The 17399-nt window shown below is 69.8% G+C and carries 10 protein-coding genes; 6 read left to right on the plus strand and 4 right to left on the minus strand.

Annotated features, from left to right (window positions below; translation table 11 throughout):
- Positions 1-136 precede the first annotated feature (136 nt).
- The 4 genes from MKK88_RS33965 to MKK88_RS27850 all read left to right on the plus strand — a co-directional run bounded on the left by MKK88_RS33965 (position 137) and on the right by MKK88_RS27850 (position 7593).
- Entirely contained in the window at positions 137-271 is a 135-nt protein-coding gene (locus MKK88_RS33965; protein WP_279602571.1) for a hypothetical protein, read from the plus strand.
- Entirely contained in the window at positions 255-4472 is a 4218-nt protein-coding gene (locus tag MKK88_RS27840) for a GAF domain-containing protein (RefSeq protein WP_244005625.1), read from the plus strand. Before MKK88_RS33965 ends, MKK88_RS27840 begins: the two co-directional genes overlap by 17 nt.
- 22 nt (positions 4473-4494) lie before the next feature.
- Positions 4495-4860, plus strand: a complete 366-nt coding sequence (locus tag MKK88_RS27845) for a response regulator (RefSeq protein ID WP_243931861.1) — start codon at positions 4495-4497, stop codon at positions 4858-4860.
- Between the two features lie 303 nt (positions 4861-5163).
- A complete protein-coding gene (locus MKK88_RS27850; RefSeq protein ID WP_243931465.1) occupies positions 5164-7593 on the plus strand; it encodes a PAS domain S-box protein in 2430 nt (809 codons plus the stop codon).
- Between the two features lie 102 nt (positions 7594-7695).
- Here MKK88_RS27850 and MKK88_RS27855 read toward each other — a convergent pair whose 3' ends face one another.
- Positions 7696-9660 carry a hybrid sensor histidine kinase/response regulator gene (locus MKK88_RS27855; RefSeq protein WP_244005627.1) on the minus strand — a complete coding sequence of 655 codons (1965 nt, stop codon included), beginning with the start codon at positions 9658-9660 and terminating at the stop codon, positions 7696-7698.
- A gap of 45 nt (positions 9661-9705) precedes the next feature.
- Positions 9706-10533: a transglutaminase-like domain-containing protein gene (locus MKK88_RS27860; protein ID WP_244005629.1), complete on the minus strand. Its 828-nt coding sequence runs from the start codon at positions 10531-10533 to the stop codon at positions 9706-9708.
- Between the two features lie 189 nt (positions 10534-10722).
- On the opposite strand from MKK88_RS27860, the gene MKK88_RS27865 reads away from it, so the two are divergent.
- Positions 10723-12696, plus strand: coding sequence for an AI-2E family transporter (locus MKK88_RS27865; RefSeq protein ID WP_409564423.1), 1974 nt, complete (start codon positions 10723-10725; stop codon positions 12694-12696).
- 33 nt (positions 12697-12729) lie between these two features.
- On the opposite strand, the gene MKK88_RS27870 is transcribed toward MKK88_RS27865, so the two are convergent.
- Positions 12730-13788, minus strand: a complete 1059-nt coding sequence (locus MKK88_RS27870) for a CorA family divalent cation transporter (protein ID WP_243931468.1) — start codon at positions 13786-13788, stop codon at positions 12730-12732.
- Positions 13789-13925: 137 nt separating this feature from the next.
- Here MKK88_RS27870 and MKK88_RS27875 point away from each other — a divergent pair, with 137 nt between their 5' ends.
- On the plus strand, positions 13926-15479 hold the full coding sequence (locus tag MKK88_RS27875; RefSeq protein WP_244005632.1) for a carbohydrate porin: 1554 nt from the start codon (positions 13926-13928) through the stop codon (positions 15477-15479).
- Between the two features lie 87 nt (positions 15480-15566).
- Here the strand turns inward: MKK88_RS27875 and MKK88_RS27880 are convergent, their stop codons facing one another.
- Positions 15567-17393, minus strand: a complete 1827-nt coding sequence (locus tag MKK88_RS27880) for a cation:proton antiporter (RefSeq protein WP_244005634.1) — start codon at positions 17391-17393, stop codon at positions 15567-15569.
- Positions 17394-17399 lie beyond the last annotated feature (6 nt).

Below are 17399 nucleotides of genomic sequence, written 5' to 3' on the forward strand. Positions count from 1 at the left end.
CGGAATCAGCATCTGACCACCGCCCGCTGGACGACCCCCGCGTCATTCTTGCCGACGGGCGGGAAACCGATGGTCATGTTTCGGGCCCGATGGCTTGTGCTACAGGGGGGCGGTTGCAGTCCCGGCATCACACGTCATGACCTGTCGCGTCGTCCCGACCCATCCCATCGCCTCCGGTCACGCCATCACCACCGGCGTGGTCGCGCCCGTCGCGGCGGCGGTCCCGGGGACCGTGCGCCATCCGGTCCGGACCGATGCGACCCGGAACTGATCCCGGCGTCGTTCGCGGCTACGCGGGGACGGCTGCGCCATCGGCGTCGGTCATCATCGACCCGGCGCGATTGTCCGCACTCGACGGGCTCGCGATCCTGGACTCCCTGCCCGAGGCGGGCTTCGACGACGTCGTGCGCTTGGCGACCCGCCTGTGTGCGACGCCCGTCGCCCTGGTCAGCCTCGTCGCCGTCGACCGGCAATGGTTCAAGGCGCGGGTCGGCTTCCCCCATTGCGAGACCGATCTCGACAGTTCGGTCTGCAAGTTCGCGCTCGCCGAGCCGGACCTCCTCGTCGTCCCCGACCTGACGGCGGACCCCCGCACGGCTGCCAACCCGCTCGTCACGGGCGCACCGCAGATCCGCTTCTATGCAGGCGCGCCCCTGCGCTTGACGAATGGGCAGGTCGTCGGCTCGCTTTGCGTCATCGACACCGTGCCGCGTCCCGGGGGCCTGACACCGGAGCAGTCCGACGACCTCCGTGCCCTCGGGCGTCAGGTCAGCAGGCTCCTCGAAATGCGCCGCGCCCTCGGGGCCCGCGACGCACTCCTCGCCGAGCAGGAGGCCGGACGGCGCGAGCGCGACCTCCTCGCGCGAACCAACGCGACCGTGTCGGCCGCGGGCGGCGCCCTCGACGGCATCCTCGACGCGGTGACCGCAGGGGTCATGCAGGCCGTGCCCGCGGCGGAGGGCGCGGTCGTCGAGCTGATCGACGGCGATGAGCTCGACTATCGCGCGGTCGCCGGCAACCTGGACCCGTACCGGGGGTTGCGCGTGCCGCTACACGACAGCCTCGCCGGGCGATGCGTGCTGACGGACATGCCGCTGCTCGCGGACGACGTGCTCCGCGACGGGCAGGTCAAGCCGCATCTCGCGGACAGGCTTGCCATGCGCTCGGCCGTGCTTGCGCCGATCTCGCGCGGGGGGCTTCCCGTCGGCGTGCTGAAGCTCCAGTCCGGCCGGGTCGGCGCTTTCCGGGAACGCGACCTCGACCTGGCGCGGCTGTTCGCGGCCGCCGCGACGTCCGGCCTGACCGCGGTCGCGGCAGCCGAGGAGGCGGCGGCGCGCCGCCGGGCCCAGCAGCGCCTCGACCTGCTGTCGCAGGTGTCGGCCGCCCTGCTAACGTCGGACGATCCGGCCCGCGCCGTCGAGCCCATCCTGGCTGCCGGTGCCGCAAGCCTCGGCTTCGACCAGTGCTACCTCTACGACATCGCGCCGGGCGGGGGGCACCTGCGACTGACCCATGCCATCGGGGTGAGCGAGGAGAGTCAGACCGCCCTACGTCAGGTGGACATCGACGGGCCGCTATGCGGCATCGTCGCCGAGACCAAACGCCCATTCGTGCTCACCGGCGTCCAGGCGACGTGGGAACCGCGCTATGGCTTGGCCCGGCAGGTCGGCATCGATGCCTTCGCCGGCTACCCGGTGAAGAGCCGCGGGTCCGTCGTGGGGGTAATGTCGTTCTGCTCGACCCGGGAACCCGCTTTCGACGCCGAGGCCCTGGCCTTCTTCGAGACCGTGGCCCGGTACGTCTCGGCGGTCCGCGACCGGCTCGCGGGCGAGGCCGCTCTCCGGGAGGGGGACCGACGCTCGCGGCTGGCTCAGGAGGCTGGGCAGGTCGGGACGTTCGAGGTCGACGTCGGCACGGGCCTGATCAACGTCTCCGCGGAGTTCGCGCGCTTGTACGGCGTGCCTCCCACCGGCCTGTACTCGGTAGAGCGATTCGAGACGCTGGTCGTGCCGGAGGACCGCGCCGTGCCGTCGAACGACGGGACCAGGCAGGCCGGGACGGCCGTGCTCGACGTCGAGTACCGCATCCGCAGGGCCGACGACGGCGCGTTGCGCTGGATCGCGCGGCGCGCCAACTTCCTGCGGGACGGGAGCGGCGTCGTCACCCAGATGTTCGGCACCGTGCAGGACGTCACCGACCGCCACGAGGCACAGGATGCACTGCGCCGGAGCGACGCGCGTTTCAGGACCATCCTGGACACCATCGAGACGGCGTTCGCCATCGTCGAGGTCAAGTTCGACGCTGACGACCGGCCGGTCGACTACCGCTTCGTCGAGGCCAACCCGGCGTTCGAGCGGCAGGCCGGGGTAAACTTGCGCGGCAAGTGGGTCACGGAGTTCGCCCCGGACCTGGAGCGGTTCTGGTTCGAGACCTACGGCCACGTCGCCCGGACCGGGGAGCCAGCGTCCTTCGAGAATTACGCCGAGAGTTTCGGGCGGTGGTTCGACGTGCGCGCGGTCCGTGTCGGGGACCCCGGGGAGCGGCGGATCGCAATCTTCTTTAACGACGTCACCGCCCGGCGGAACGCGGAGGAACGCCTTCGCGCCAGCGAGGCTGTCGCCCGTCAAAACGTCGAGCGGGTGCAACTCGCGCTCGCGGCCGGCGCGATCATCGGGACGTGGTTCTGGGACCTGCCCTCCGACCGCTTCACCGTCGATGAAGGATTCGCGTCGAGTTTCGGCCTCGACCCGGCGCTCGGTCGCGAGGGTATCCCGCTCGCCCAGATCGTCGCGACGGTGCATCCCGACGACCAGGCAGGGTTGGGGGAAGCCATCCAGCACGCCATCCTGCGCGGCGGCGCCTACGCCCATCAGTACCGGGTGCGGCGGGCGGACGGACGCTACTACTGGATCGAGGCCAACGGGCGAGTCGACCACGGCCTGGACGGGACGCCACTGAGCTTCCCGGGGGTGCTGCTCGATATCGAGGAGCGGCGTGCGGCCCAGGAAGCGCTGCGCGAGAGCGAGGAGCACTGGCGCGGCTTGTTCGAGCGCTTGAGCGAGGGCTTCCTCGTGGGCGAGGTCGTCCGGGATGACGGGGGTGCCGTCATCGACTGGCGCTACGTCGACGTGAACGCCGCCTGGGGCGCCCTGGTCGGGATCGAACCCGCAACCGTCGTCGGACGCACGATCCGGGAGGTCATTCCCGGCATCGAGGACGAGTGGGTCGAAGAGTTCGCGGCCGTCGTGGCAACGGGCCAACCCATCACCTTCGTCCGCCGTGCGGGAATGCTCGGGCGCTGGTACGAGGGCCGCGCGTTCCCGCTCGGACCCGAACGCTTCGGCGTCATCTTCCTGGAGGTCACGGCCCGCGTCGAGGCGGACGCGCGTCGCGACGCGCTGCTCGCCCTGGGCGAGCGCCTGCGCGAGACCGACGACGTGCCGATGCTCGTGCAGGCCGCCGCCGAGATCATGTCCGACGCGCTTGGCACCACCCGGGCGGGCTACGGGCTCGTCGACGCGGCCGAGGAAACGGTCGAGATCCCTACCGACTGGTGCGCCCCGGGGGTCGTATCGGTGGCGGGGTTGCACCAGTTCCGGGACTACGGGAGCTACATCGACGAGTTGAAGCGCGGCGAGGTCGTCGCGGTCGAGGACGTCGAGCGCGACCCCCGAAGCAAGGTGACGGCCGCGGCGCTGCTGGCCATCGGGGTGCGCGCCCTCGTCAACGTGCCGATCATGGAGCGCGGGCAGATCGTCGGGCTTGGGTTCGTCCACTACGCCGAGCCCCACGCCTTTACGCAGGATGAGATGGCCTTCGTGCGCACAGTCGCCGACCGGATACAGACGACGGTGGCCAGGGTCCGTGCCGAGTCGGATCAACGCGTGCTGAACGAGGAGCTTTCCCACAGGCTGAAGAACTCGTTCGCGATGGTGCTTTCCATCGCCACGCAGACCTTGCGCAGCGTTCCCGAGCGGGCGCCCGTCGAGGCGTTCGAGAAGCGCATCCATGCCCTTTCGTCCGCCCATGACGTGCTTTTGCGCCAGAGTTGGACGGCCGCGCCGGCGATGGAGGTGGTGAAGGCCGTGCTCGCGGGCGTGGGCCACGTTGATCGCATCGAGGTGACGGGTCCGGAGATCGACCTCGGCCCACGCGCCACCCTGTCGTTGTCCCTGCTGCTCCACGAGCTGGCGACCAACGCTGCGAAGTACGGAGCGCTCTCCGTTCCAGAGGGCCGCGTCGCGGTCGACTGGCGCCTCGACGGCCAGGACGAGGAAAGGGAGGTCACGTTCGATTGGGTGGAGCGCGGCGGCCCGCCCGTGACACTGCCCGCCACCGGCGGCCGAAAGGGGTTCGGTTCGCGCCTGATCGTCCTCGGCCTCGTCGGAACGGGGGGCGTGGACCTCCGTTACCCCCCGTCCGGGTTCCAGGCGACGATGCGCGCCCCCCTCGTCCAGTTGCAGCATTCCTGAGGAGGCAGGTTTGGGTCAGGCGATGCCCCCGGCGAGTTTGGTCGTCCTCGTCGTGGAGGACGAGCCCCTGCAGCGCATGATGGCGGTGGATCTCGTCGAGGACGCCGGGTTCGAGGCCCTCCACGTGGCCAGCGCCGCGGACGCGGTCCTCATCCTGGAGAGCCGGTTGGATATCCGCGTGGTGTTCACCGACATCGACATGCCGGGCGGCCTGAACGGGATGCAGTTCGCGGCGGCCGTCCGCGACCGCTGGCCCCCCATCGAGCTCATCATCGTATCGGGCAAGCGACGCCCCCTGCCGGAGGAACTGCCGAAGCGGGGCGTGTTCTTCCAGAAGCCCTACAAGCGGGACGAGGTCACGGCGACGATGCAGCGGATGATGGCTTGAAAACGAACCTCCGCGAGACAGTCCCCGCTCCGTGTCCCGACATGGGAGCTCGGTGGAACGGCCTTCGTACTCCATCACGGATACCATCGTTCCAGGGGGGCGGACGAAGGCGTCAGACCCGTCGACCGACCTGAGCAAAACGTGACCATCGTTCCACGCCAAGCACGGTCCGAAGTCGGACGGCTGTCCTAGCATGGCCACGAGGGGTGAATCGCGACGACGCGGCCGGGGAGCCGAGCGCTACCGGGGTCGTTGTGATACCGGCGGCCAGGATTGGTGGCCGTTGGCCGGGAACGGGGTTCGATGGAAGGCGAGGTCGAGGAACTCCGACGGCTGCTCCGGGAGGCGAACGCGGAGAACGAGCGGCTGCGGCAGCGAGACGGGCGGCACGTCCGCACCCCGACCGGCGGCGAGCGCACCTCCGCCGCCGGGACCGACCTCCTGTTCACGGCGGCGGAGAAGACCCGCATGCCGCAGATCATCACCGACCCCAACCTGCCCGACAACCCCATCGTCTTCGCCAACCGAGCCTTCCAGGAGATGTGCGGCTACGAGGCCAGTGAGTTGCTCGGTCGGAACTGCAGGTTCCTACAAGGCCCCGGCACGGAACGGACGGTCGTGGCAAAGGTGCGCGACGCCGTAGCGGCCAGACGGGACGTCGTCGTAGAGCTCGTGAACTACCACCGGGACGGCACGCCGTTTCGCAACGAGCTTTACATCAGCCCGGTCTTCGACGCCGACGGTCGGCTGCGTTACTTCTTCGCCAGTCAACTCGACGTCACGCGCTTCCGAACCGAGGAGGAGCGTCTCGCCGAGAGCGAGGCGCGTTACCAGGCCTTGTTCGAGGCCGTCGATGCCGGCTTCTGCGTGATCGAGATGCTGTTCGACGTCGAGGGCCGCGCGGTCGACTACCGCTTTATCGAGGTGAACCCGGCATTCGAGCGGCACACCGGCATCAGGAACGCGACCGGACGCTGGGTCAGCGAGATCGTGCCGGGCCTGGAACGGTCGTGGTTCGACGCCTACGGCGAGGTCGCGATGACGGGAGCGTCGAGGCGATTTGAGAGTGGCGCGGTCGCACTGGGTCGGTGGTTCGACGTCCATGCCCTGCGCATCGGCGAATCCGCAAGGCGCCAAGTCGCAATCCTGTTCAACGACATCACCGACCGCCGCAACCTGGAGGACCACCTAGCCTCGGCCGCCCGGGAACGAACCGAGGAACGCGATACCTTGTGGCGCGCGAGCCGCGACCTGTTCGTCGTCTGCGGCTACGACGGCCTGTACCGGGCGGTGAACCCGGCCTGGACTGCGACCCTGGGGTGGTCCTCGGCGGAGCTAGTCGGCGTTCGCTTCGATGTCCTCGTCCATCCCGAGGACCGGGAGTCGACGGAGCGCGCGTTCGAACGCGTGGTGGCCACGGGGAGGCTCGACGACATCGACCTGCGCCTGAGGGCGAGGGACGGCGGCTATCGCTGGATCTCATGGAACGTCGTCCCGCGCGACGACCACTTCTACGCCTCGGGACGCGACGTGACGGAACGTCGGGCCCTGGAGGAGCAACTTCGCCAATCGCAGAAACTGGAGGCGGTCGGACAGTTGACCGGCGGCGTGGCGCACGACTTCAACAACCTGCTCACGGTAATCAAGTCTTCCACCGACTTGCTCAAGCGCCCGAACCTCGCCCAGGACCGACGCGACCGCTACGTCGGGGCGATCTCGGACACCGTCGACCGCGCCGCGAAGCTGACCGGGCAGCTGCTCGCCTTCGCGCGGCGGCAGGCGCTCAAGCCGGAGATTTTCGACGTCGGTCGCGGCGTCGCTTCGGTCTCGGAGATGGTCGGGACGCTGACGGGCGCACGCATCGCGGTCACGACGAGCATCGAGCCGTTCCTGGACAGTGCCGGACGCGCGATGCCCTGCCTCGTCGACGCGGATCCGAGCCAGTTCGACACGGCCCTGGTCAACATGGTCGTCAACGCCCGGGACGCGATGGATGGCGAGGGCCGGCTCGACATCCGCGTGCGGCCCGCGGACCGCATCCCGGCCGTGCGGGCCCATGCCGCCGTGCCGGGGGACTACGTCGCCGTGTCCATCTCCGACACGGGCACCGGCATCGACGCGGACGTGCTCGACCGGATCTTCGAGCCGTTCTTCACGACCAAGGGCGTCGGCCAGGGCACCGGGCTCGGCCTGAGCCAGGTCTTCGGCTTCGCCAAGCAGTCGGGGGGCGAGGTCGTGGTCCGGAGCGAGGCCGGACGCGGCACCACGTTCACGGTCTACCTGCCGCGGGCGCCCCGGGCCGCGTCCGAGGCGCCGCACGCGCGCGAGCCGGCCCCGCTGGCGGAGGGGCACGGCACCTGCGTGCTCGTCGTCGAGGACAACCTCGACGTCGGGGCGTTCGCGAACCAGGCCCTCGCCGAGCTCGGGTACGAGACCGTTTGGGCGACGGACGCCGAGAAGGCGCTGGCCGAGATCGAGCACGTCCCCTTCCGCTTCGAGGTGGTGTTCACCGACGTGGTGATGCCCGGCATGAACGGCATCGCACTGGCCCGCGAGATCCGCAGGCGTTACCCGGACCTGCCGGTGGTACTCACGTCGGGCTACAGCGACGTGCTCGCCGATGAAGGCAGCCATGGCTTCGAGCTGCTGCGCAAGCCGTACTCGGTGGCCGACCTATCGCGCGTCCTGCGCCTGGCGGTGGAGCGCGCCGCGGCGGTCCGGGGCAGGCGGTAGGGAAGTCATCGAGAGGTGGGGCATCGAGAAACGAGGGCATGGCAGATGGCCCCTCCGGTTTCCCTCGTCGACGCCGCGCCTCACTCGATACTCGTACCCGCATCACCCCATATCGGCATCATGCCGCTCCGCTGCGTGGCCAAGCCGGTCGACCTCGGCGACGAGGGACTGCAGGCTCGCGTCGCCCTTGCGCAGGACCCGGTCCGCCCCGGTGAGCCTGCGCCGCTCCTCGCCGGACACGTCGCGTGCGCTGAGCACGACCACCGGGATCTCCCCGCAGCCCGGCCGTGACCGCAGTTCGTGCAGGAAGGTGAACCCGTCCATCACCGGCATCGTCAGGTCGAGCAGCACCACGCGTGGCTTGGACTCCGTCAGGCGTTCGAGGGCCTCGGCCCCGTCGCCGGCCTCGCGCACCGCCCAACCGTCGCGTTCGAGCACCGCGCGCAGTCGGCCGCGCATGTCCGCGTCGTCATCGACCACGAGGACGTCGCCGGGCCCCGGGCCGAAGCGGTCGAGCACCCCTTTAAGCCGCGCCCAGTCGACCGGCTTCGGCAGCGCGTCCGCCGCCCCGAGGGACGCGCTGAGGGCAGCGTCGGCCACGAAGCTCACCATCACGACGGGGATGTCCCGGGTGACCGGATCGGACTTCAGCGACGCCAGCACGGCCCATCCGTCCACGTCCGGCATCATGACGTCGAGCAGGATGACCCTCGGGGCAAGGGACCGTGCGAGGTCGAGGCCGGTGCGCCCGTCCGCGGCGGTGCGGACCGAGAAGCCCTGCCGCTGCAGGAAGCGGCCCATCAGATCGCGCTGGCTCCCCTCGTCGTCGATGACGAGAACCAACCCCCGCCCTCTTCCCGCCAGGGCGGTCGCGATCCCGGGCTCGTCCGATTCGAGGGCATCCCCCGTTTCCGGCAATGTCGCGGGCACCGTCAGGACGAACCGGGTACCGCGCCCGACCTCGCTCGCCACCGTGACGTCGCCCCCGAGCAGGTGGGCGAACGCCTTCGTCAGGGCGAGTCCCAACCCCGTCCCGCCGTAGCGGCGCGTCGTGCTGCCGTCGGCCTGGACGAAGCGCTGGAACAGGCGCTCGACCTGTTCCGGGCTCATGCCGATGCCGGTGTCCTCCACGGAGAACGTCAGGCCGCCGCCGTCCGGTTCCGCCGTACGGCGTACCCGTAGGGTGACCGTCCCGCCCTCGGTGAACTTGGCGGCGTTGGAGAGCAGGTTGAACAGGCCCTGGCGCAGCTTGGTCGCGTCGGTGCGGGCGGTTCCGAGCCCTTCAGGGACGTCGAGGACGAGGCGACTGCCGCGCTTGGCTACCAGGGCGTCGATAGTGCCGGCGGCGTCGCGGACGAACTCGCCGACGTCGATGTCCTCGGCGAAGGTGTCCATCTTGTTCGCCTCGACCTTCGAGAGGTCGAGGACGTCGTTGATGAGGCCGAGCAGATGCTTGGCGTTGGACTTGATCTTGCCGAGGTCCTTGAGCAGCGTGTCCTGCCCGAGCTCCTCCGCCTCCTCCTCCAGCATCTCGGAGTAGCCGATCACGGCCGAGAGCGGCGTGCGGAGCTCATGGCTCATGTTGGCCAGGAAGCTGCTCTTGGCGCGGTTGGCGTCCTCGGCCGCCTCCCGGGCCGCCTCCGCGTCGCGGCGCGCGTCCTCAAGCTCCGCCCGGCCGGCGCGAAGGCTTGCGTTGGCGGCGTCGAGGCGACCGAGGGTTTCCTCACGCTCGACCATGGTTCGGCGAAGCGCGTCGCAAACCCAGACCATCGCACCGCCGACGACGAGATACTGCACGAGGGCGATGACCTGCCCCGGGCTGAACGAGACCGTCCCGTCGGAACGGCGGAAGAACCACGCGGCCGCGGCCAACGAGAAACCGACCGCGACCGCGCCGGGGCCGCGACCGAGGGCCAGCGTGACCAGGAAGACGAGCGGGAGGTAGAGAAGGAAGGGGGCGACGTCGAGCGGGGCGAGGAACCTGAGCAGGGTCGCGAGGCCGACCGTCGCGACCGGCAACCCGTAGCGCGCGAGCGGGCCGAAGCCATGGCCCGAGATGGCGTCCATGAACCTGCGCAAGTTCCAGTCCCCCCGACGGTCGGAGGGCCGCCCTCACGCCGTTCCGTCGACCTCGTCGGTCCTTACCGTGAACCCGGCCAGCGGCGCCTGTCCGAAGCTGGTGGTGATCGCGCAGTCCGTGGCGTCACGTCCATATGCCATGACGATGCGGCCGATCCGAGGCCGGTTGTGACGGGCGTCGAAGGTGTACCAGCGCGGTCCCACCGGCCCGTCGAGGTAGACCTCGAACCACGCCGAGAAATCCATTGGCGCGGGGTCCCTCGGCACGCCGATGTCACCGAGGTAGCCGGTGGCGTAACGCGCCGGGATGTTCATGCACCGGCACAGCGTGATGGCCAGGTGGGCGAAGTCCCGGCAGACGCCGACCTGATGGCCATGGCCGTCGAAGGCCGAGCGACTGGCGTCCGCCTGCATGTAATCGAAGCGTAGGCGTCCGTGCGCGTAGTCGACGATGGCCTGGACGCGCGGCCAGCCCTCCGTGGTCGACCCGAACAGGTTCCAGGCGGTCTGCGATAGCTTGTCGGTGTCGCAGTAGCGCGAGCCCATCAGGAACGGCAGGGCCTCGTCCGGGAGGTCCTGGACAGGTATCTGCCGGGCCTCCGGGACGTGTTCATCGGGCTTGCCGTGGTCCTCGATCTCGAAGTCCGCCGACATCGTGATGCGCCCGCCTGGGACGAGGATGCGCGTCGCGACGTTGCCGAACGGGTCGCGGAACTGCCTGGCCGGTAGGGGTGGATCGAACGTGATGACCTCGCGACTGCGCAAGTCGCTCCGCCGCTCGGGACGGACGTTGAGCAGCAGTGTCATCGGGGTCGGGCCGAACGTGTCGAGGGCGATGGTATAGCCACAACGAATGCGCATGGACGGCTCTCCATTCCGGGGCGCCTGTCCAGGCAAGATGTCCGCCATCCGGTCGTTCCGGAATCGGATGGCTCGTGCGGTCGATCCGGGGCGTGTACCCACCGTCGCGAGCGTATCGGGACGAAACGGAGCCGACGGCGTTATGTGCTGGCACGCCGTTCCCTGCTGGGCGGCGAGGAGTTCCAGCGTATGCCGATGGCCGTCACCGATGCCCCGAAGCCTCCCGCCCAGGTTCCACCGCCGCTCGTGCCCGGCCTGCGCGGCCTCCTGACCCTCGCCGTCGGCGTCGTCTTGATCGCCGCGCTGTACTTCGGGCGCGAGGTGTTCGTCCCCCTCGTGCTAGCCATCCTGCTGAGCTTCGTCCTGGCGCCCGTGGTCAACCTGCTGCGGCGGATCAAGATCGGGCGGGTACCCTCGGTCATCGTCGCGGTGCTGCTAGCGCTAGCCGTTCTGGGCGGCATCGGTGCGGTCATCGGCACCCAGGTCGCGGGGCTCGCAGGTAACCTGCCGCAGTACCAGACGACCGTGCAGAAGAAGTTCGCCGGCCTGCAGCAGGGCTGGCTCGGCGAGGCCAACAAGCTTCTCCAGAAGTTCAATCATCAAGTCCAGGACGTCACGCAAAAGGCCGACGCCGCCGGCACCACGGCGGAGACCGGTCCGACGGGCGATACGCCCAAGGCGCAGCTCGTGCGCGTCCAGGAACCCGAGCCCTCGCCCCTGGCGCTCGCCGAGAAGGTGCTCGGCCCGGTCGTCTCGCCGCTGACCGACGTCGGCATCGTCCTCGTCGTGGTGGTGTTCCTGCTCCTGCAACGCGAGGACCTGCGCAATCGCATGATCCGCCTGTTCGGATCGAGCGACCTGCACCGCACGACGGTGGCCATGGACGACGCGGCAGGTCGGCTCGGGACCTACTTCCTCGCCCAGCTCGGCATGAACGCCGCCTTCGGCATCATCGTCGGTGTCGGACTGTGGTTCATCGGCGTGCCCAACCCGCTGCTATGGGGCGTGCTCTCTGCCATCATGCGCTTCATCCCGTACATCGGCGCCATCGTCTCGGGCGTGTTCCCGGTCGCTCTGGCAGCCGCGGTCGACCCGGGTTGGTCCATGGTCATCTCGACCGCCGCGTTGTTCCTGATCGCAGAGCCGGTGTTCGGGCAGGTGGTCGAGCCACTGCTCTACGGGCATTCCACCGGTCTCTCGCCCTTCGCGGTGATCGTCTCGACCCTGTTCTGGGGCTTCCTCTGGGGGCCCATCGGCCTGATCTTGGCAACCCCGTTCACTGTCTGCCTCGTGGTGCTCGGTCGGCACGTCGACAGCCTGGAGTTCTTCGACGTGCTGCTCGGCGACCGGCCGCCGCTCACCCCGGTCGAGAACTTTTACCAGCGCATGCTCGCGGGTGACCCGGACGAGGTTCGCGAGGTGGCCGAGGGCATGCTGAAGGACCGCTCGTTGTCGTCGTACTACGACGAGGTGGCGCTGAAGGGACTGCAACTCGCTGCCAACGACCACGCCCGCGGGGTCGTCACCCCTGCCCAACTGGAGAACATCCGCGCCTCGGCACGGTCCCTTGTGGAGGACTTCGAGGGCCACGACGACGTCGAGCCGACGGTCGACGACAAGGCGGTGAACCCGTCGGACACCCCGACCCTGGCCGAACGGGCGCATACGAAGACCGAGGCGATACCAGGGCAGGCCCCGCCGCGGGACGCCCTGCCGGAGGCATGGCGGGGCGAGGCGCCGGTCCTGTGCCTGGCCGGGCGCGGCCCGCTCGACGAGGCTTCCTCGGCGATGCTGGCGCAACTGCTGCGCAAGCACGGGCTCGGCGCCCGCATAACCCCCCACCAGTCCGCCTCGCGCGAGGGCATCCGCGAACTCGACCTCTCCGGCGTGGCGATGGTGTGCATCTCGTACCTCGACATCACCGGGAATCCTTCGCACCTTCGCTACCTGCTGGAGCGGTTGAAGCGGAGAGCCCCGGGGGTCCCTATCGTGGTCGGGCTCTGGCCGACCGGCGAGAAGGTGCTGACCGATGCGGCCCTCGGCCGCGAGGTCGGGGCGGACGCCTACGTCACGTCGCTGCGCGAGGCCGTGGATGCCTGTCTTAAGGTCGCCGAGGGTTCGTCGCCGGGTAAAGGGTCGCCCACGTTGGTGCGCGTGGCCTGACGGTCCGACGTCGCACGCTGCCGGATACGGCGTTCACCGTCGCGGCGGTCGGATGCCTAGCAGGCGGATCAGGACGAACGTCGCGACGGCCGATACGACGGAGACGGCCACGACCCATAGGAAGCCGCGCGGGTTGTCGCCGAACGGCAGGCCCTTGACGTTCATGCCGAACAGCCCGGTCACGAAGGTCGGCGGCAGGAAAAGGGCGGACAGGATCGACAGGACGTAGAGCTGCCGGTTGGTCTCCTCGGCGATGCGCTCGGAAACCTCCTCCTGCAGCAGCCGCGCCCGTTCGGCCTGCAGGGCCATGTCCCGGTCGAGCGCGTCCAGTCGCTGCGCCAGGCGGGCCGCCGCGGTGACGGCCCCCGCGTGGATCTCGTCGGTCGCCCCGTCCGTCTCCAACCGGTGGAATACCGCGGCCAGCCCGAGAAGCTGGCGGTGGAGCCGCACCGCGTCGCGTCGAACCGGACCGAGGCGGCGACGGTCATCGCGCGGCCTTTCGACGAGGATGTGGTCCTCGATCCCGTCGAGCGCGTCCGAGAGCTTCTGGCCCGTGGCGGCCATCGCCGACACGACGTGGCCGACCAGCATTTCCAGCAGGAGCACCGGCGAGGTCACGGCGTTCCCACGCTCGACCGCCGCCCGCGTCGCGTCCGGGCTCTCGGCGGGGCCCCTGCGACCGCTGATGAGACTGCGCGGTCCCAACACGAAATGGAGCCGCCCGGCCGGTGCGGGTTTGGCGCCGGGGCGGGCGAGGTCGGCGACGACGCCACCGATATGGTCCCCCTCCACCGTGACCCTCTGATGCTCGTCGCGTCCGAACACGGCCCCGGCGAGGCGGGTGGGACCGAACCTTCCGTCCCGGGCCAAGTCGCCGATATCCGCGGCATCCAGGTCGTAGTGCACCCAAAGGAACCCGCCGCCGAACGCGTCGAGGTCCTTTGTGGCTCGCGAGGGCGGGACGGGCCGCCCCCGCCCGTCCAAGTCGAACGCCATGGCCCAGAGCGGCTCGTACCCCCGGCCCGATCCCTCGACGTTCGATGCGGCCGGCGTCCTGCTCTCGGTGACCAATGAGCGATCCAAAGACTTCATCGGAAAATCCACTCCACGTTCAGCTTGGCAGCAGCGCCTATGCCTGGGGCCGAACCGTAACGTGGGACGTTGCGTACGCTGACGCAGCGCCCGTAGGGTTTCGTCGGTACTCGAATCGCGCGTGATCGACGAGTGGCATGGACAGCCTACGCGACATCCATGGGATACGTCGGTTTCCGGGCGAGCCGACCAGCCCATCGCGGCCACGTCGACGGGTCCGCAACGCGCGAGGCTCGCGCGCCACGCTCGCCGCGGCCCTGTGCCTGGGCTGCGCGCCGTTTTCCGCGTCCGGGCAGACGGCCAACACGGGCGCCGGCGGCGACCCGCGCACCTCGGTCGCCCAGCCCGAGGTATCCGGCAAGCCATCCGCCGTCGCCACGACCTCGATCCAGGCGACGCTCGGCGATGCCGCTGACCCAACCGGGTTGCGCCGCTTCCTGTCCGACCGGGGCATCGTCCTCAGCTTCAACGCCATCGCCGACATCCTCGGGGACACCAGCGGCGGCACGCGCCGCACAGCCACCGTCCTCGGTCGCCTCGACATGCAGCTCGATGCCGACCTCGACCGACTCGCGGGATGGAAGGGTTTGGCGTTCCGGGTCGAGGCCTTCCAGATCAACGGCGCAGGGCTGTCCCGGGCCGCCGTCAACGACCTCGCCGTGGTCAGCGAACTGGAGGCGCTTCCATCGACGCGCCTGTACGAACTCTGGATCGAGCAGCAATTTCTCGACGGCCAACTCGGCATCAAGCTGGGACAGGTCGCCGCCGACACCGAGTTCCTGGTCAGCCAGACCGCGACGCTGTTCATCAACTCGACGTTCGGATGGCCGACCCTCACCGGGACCAACCTGCCGAGCGGCGGCCCGGCTTACCCGTTCGGAGCCCCGGCGGTCCGGGCCAAATACCTGCCGACGCCGAACCTGTCGTTCCAAGTCGGGCTGTTCGACGGTGACCCGGCCGGACCGGCCCGGCCGTGGAACGACCCGGACCCGCAGCGGCGCAACCGTACCGGCACGAACTTCCGGCTTTCCGACCCGGCGTTCCTGATCGCGGAGGCAGCCTACGCGTACAACGTCGAGGAACGGGACCGGACGGGGGCGGTACTCGCCGAGCCCGGGACGGTGACCTTCGGGGGGTGGCACCATTTCGGCCGCTTCGATTCGCTCAGGGTGGACAACACGGGTCGCTCGCTCGCCGACCCCTCGACCAGCGGGGTCGCCCGCAGGTTTCGGGGCAACGACGGCCTGTACGGGATCATCGATCAGACCGTGTACCGAGAGCCGGACGACAGTGGTCAGGGCGCAAGCGCATTCGTGCGCGCTATGGCCTCGCCCGGCGACCGCAACCTGGTTGACCTCTACCTCGACGCCGGCGTGGGCTACCGCGGGCTGATGCCCGGGCGGTCGAACGACACCGCCGGCGTCGCCGTGTCCTACGCGCGCATCTCGTCATCCGCCCGCGGGGCCGACCGGGACACCATCCTGGAGACGGGTGTCGCGATGCCGCGCCGCCGGTTCGAGGCGCTGGTCGAGGCGACGTACCAAGCGGTCCTTGGTCCGGGCGTCACGGTGCAGCCGAACGTCCAGTACGTCTTCCATCCGGGGGGCAACGTCCCGGACCCGCGCGACGAGCTCGGACGCCGGATCAGGAACGCCACGGTCGTGGGTATGCGGGCTACGCTGACCTATTGAGCGAGCTTCGACATCGTACGGTCCCTCGGAGGGGGGGCCGCCTCTAGGGTGATCCCATTTCGGTAGATGCCGTCCGGATACCGGTCGTCATACGTGCGCTCGCGATGGCTCTTCGACCTGGTCGGCGCCGTAAACATTCGGCGGCGCCAGGACGAGCAGGCGGTCTTCCTCGGCGGGGACGGCGTGCTCGTTGTCGACCGACAGGAGGTCGACCGCCCCGTCCGTCTTGATGACGATCAAGGCAAGCGCGTCGACCTGCGCCCCCGTGTCTGCGGCAACGACATCGAAGCGCCATCCAGCCTCGTGCCGCCCGGCCAGCGCGTCGAAGTCGGTCCCGCCGTCGCCGAGCACCTTGCCTCGCGTATCCCGGCTGACGCCGGTATCCTCGTGCAGGAGATGATCTGCCGAGAGTGCGAGTTGATAGACGCGTTCGCGGCCGATCTCGGGGGCCAGCCGCGTGCACACCAACGCGTTGTAGAGCTCGTCCCGGGTCGCGGCGAGAAGGTGGTCCGGGGGATGGTCGGCCAAGCCTTCCTCCGCATGCCGAGAGAGCAGCTCGGCCTGCAGGGTCGGCACGCCCGCATCGCGGGCGGTCTGGAGCGCGCCGGGGTAGGTATCGATCAGCACCACCGGCACCCCCGCGCGATGCAACGCGACGACCATGTCGCTCGCCCACGGAGACGCTCCCACGACGGCGAGCCGCTGGGTCTCGGCCGCGGTGGACAGTCCCAGTCGTCGGGCCAGCGGCCCCAGCGAGAAGCCGTGGAGGATGACCGTGGCCACGATGACCGCGAACACGGTGCGCTGGATCAGGTCGCCGCCGGCATGACCCGCCTCGCTCAGACGAGGCCCGGCCAAGCCGGCGACGGCGGCCGCGACGATGCCGCGGGGGCCTATCCAGCCCACGAACAGGCGCTCCCGCCGGGACAAGTCGCTACCCAGTGTCGCGAGCCAAATGGCGGCCGGGCGAACCACGAACAGGATGGCCGCCGCGAGCCCGAGGATCGGCAGGGACAGCTTTCCGAGGACGCCCAAGTCGAGGTCGGCAGTCAGCACGACGAACAGGCAGGACACGAGCAGGACGACGAGCGCCTCCTTGAACCGCCGCAACTCGCCCAGGCCCGGCACGTGCCGGTTGGCCAGCGCGATCCCGAACACGGTCGCGCCGATCAGCCCGGCCTCGTGCATGAGCAGGTTCGGGACGACGGAGGCGACGAGTGCGAGGGCGAGCAGCACGGGCGTCTTGAGCGTTTCCGGGACGAGATCGCGCCGGAACGCCCAGGCGACCGACAGGGCGGAGCCGACGCCGAGGCCGCCCGCCACCAGCACGCCTTCGGCGAGGTGGAGCGCCAAAGCGGCCGCCGGGGTCTCGCCGGCGCCGTGGGGTACGCCCACCAGGATCTCGATGACGACTGCCGTGAGGATGGCCCCGACCGGGTCGTTGACGATGGCCTCCCACTTCAGGAACGCCGCCGACCGTCGTTCCAGGCGGGCATGGCGCAGCAGGGGCAGGATCACGGTCGGCCCGGTGACGACGAGGATGGCGCCGAACACCGAGGCGGGCCCCCACATCATCCCGCCGATCAGGTGGGCGGCGAGGGTGCCCAGGACGAAGTTGACCGGCAGCGCGAAGGCAGTGAGCCGCAGCACACCCTCGCCCGAGGCCCTGAGTTCGCGGAAGTCGAGGGCCAGACCGCCCTCGAACACCACGATGGCCACGGCCAACCCGATAAGGGGTCGCAGGTTTTCCCCAAAGTCGCGGGTGGGGTGCAGCAGGCCGAGCACGGGCCCAACGAGGAACCCGAGCGCGAGCAGCAGCACGATGGCGGGGATGCGCAGGCGCGCGGCGAGCACCTGGGCGGCGATGCCGCCACCCACGATGCAGAGCACCGCCGTCGCTAAACCGTGTTCCATCCATCC

Source organism: Methylobacterium sp. E-005 (genome assembly GCF_022829725.1).
Lineage (GTDB): Bacteria > Pseudomonadota > Alphaproteobacteria > Rhizobiales > Beijerinckiaceae > Methylobacterium.

Bases quoted from the DNA above. Each gene is read 5' to 3' on its own strand.
- MKK88_RS27875 (WP_244005632.1), top strand. From the start codon at position 13,926: ATGGACAGCCTACGCGACATCCATGGGATACGTCGGTTTCCGGGCGAG.
- MKK88_RS27860 (WP_244005629.1), bottom strand. From the start codon at position 10,533: ATGCGCATTCGTTGTGGCTATACCATCGCCCTCGACACGTTCGGCCCG.
- MKK88_RS27855 (WP_244005627.1), bottom strand. From the start codon at position 9,660: ATGGACGCCATCTCGGGCCATGGCTTCGGCCCGCTCGCGCGCTACGGG.
- MKK88_RS27845 (WP_243931861.1), top strand. From the start codon at position 4,495: ATGCCCCCGGCGAGTTTGGTCGTCCTCGTCGTGGAGGACGAGCCCCTG.
- MKK88_RS27870 (WP_243931468.1), bottom strand. From the start codon at position 13,788: ATGAAGTCTTTGGATCGCTCATTGGTCACCGAGAGCAGGACGCCGGCC.
- MKK88_RS27840 (WP_244005625.1), top strand. From the start codon at position 255: ATGCGACCCGGAACTGATCCCGGCGTCGTTCGCGGCTACGCGGGGACG.
- MKK88_RS33965 (WP_279602571.1), top strand. From the start codon at position 137: ATGACCTGTCGCGTCGTCCCGACCCATCCCATCGCCTCCGGTCACGCC.
- MKK88_RS27865 (WP_409564423.1), top strand. From the start codon at position 10,723: ATGCCGATGGCCGTCACCGATGCCCCGAAGCCTCCCGCCCAGGTTCCA.
- MKK88_RS27880 (WP_244005634.1), bottom strand. From the start codon at position 17,393: ATGGAACACGGTTTAGCGACGGCGGTGCTCTGCATCGTGGGTGGCGGC.
- MKK88_RS27850 (WP_243931465.1), top strand. From the start codon at position 5,164: ATGGAAGGCGAGGTCGAGGAACTCCGACGGCTGCTCCGGGAGGCGAAC.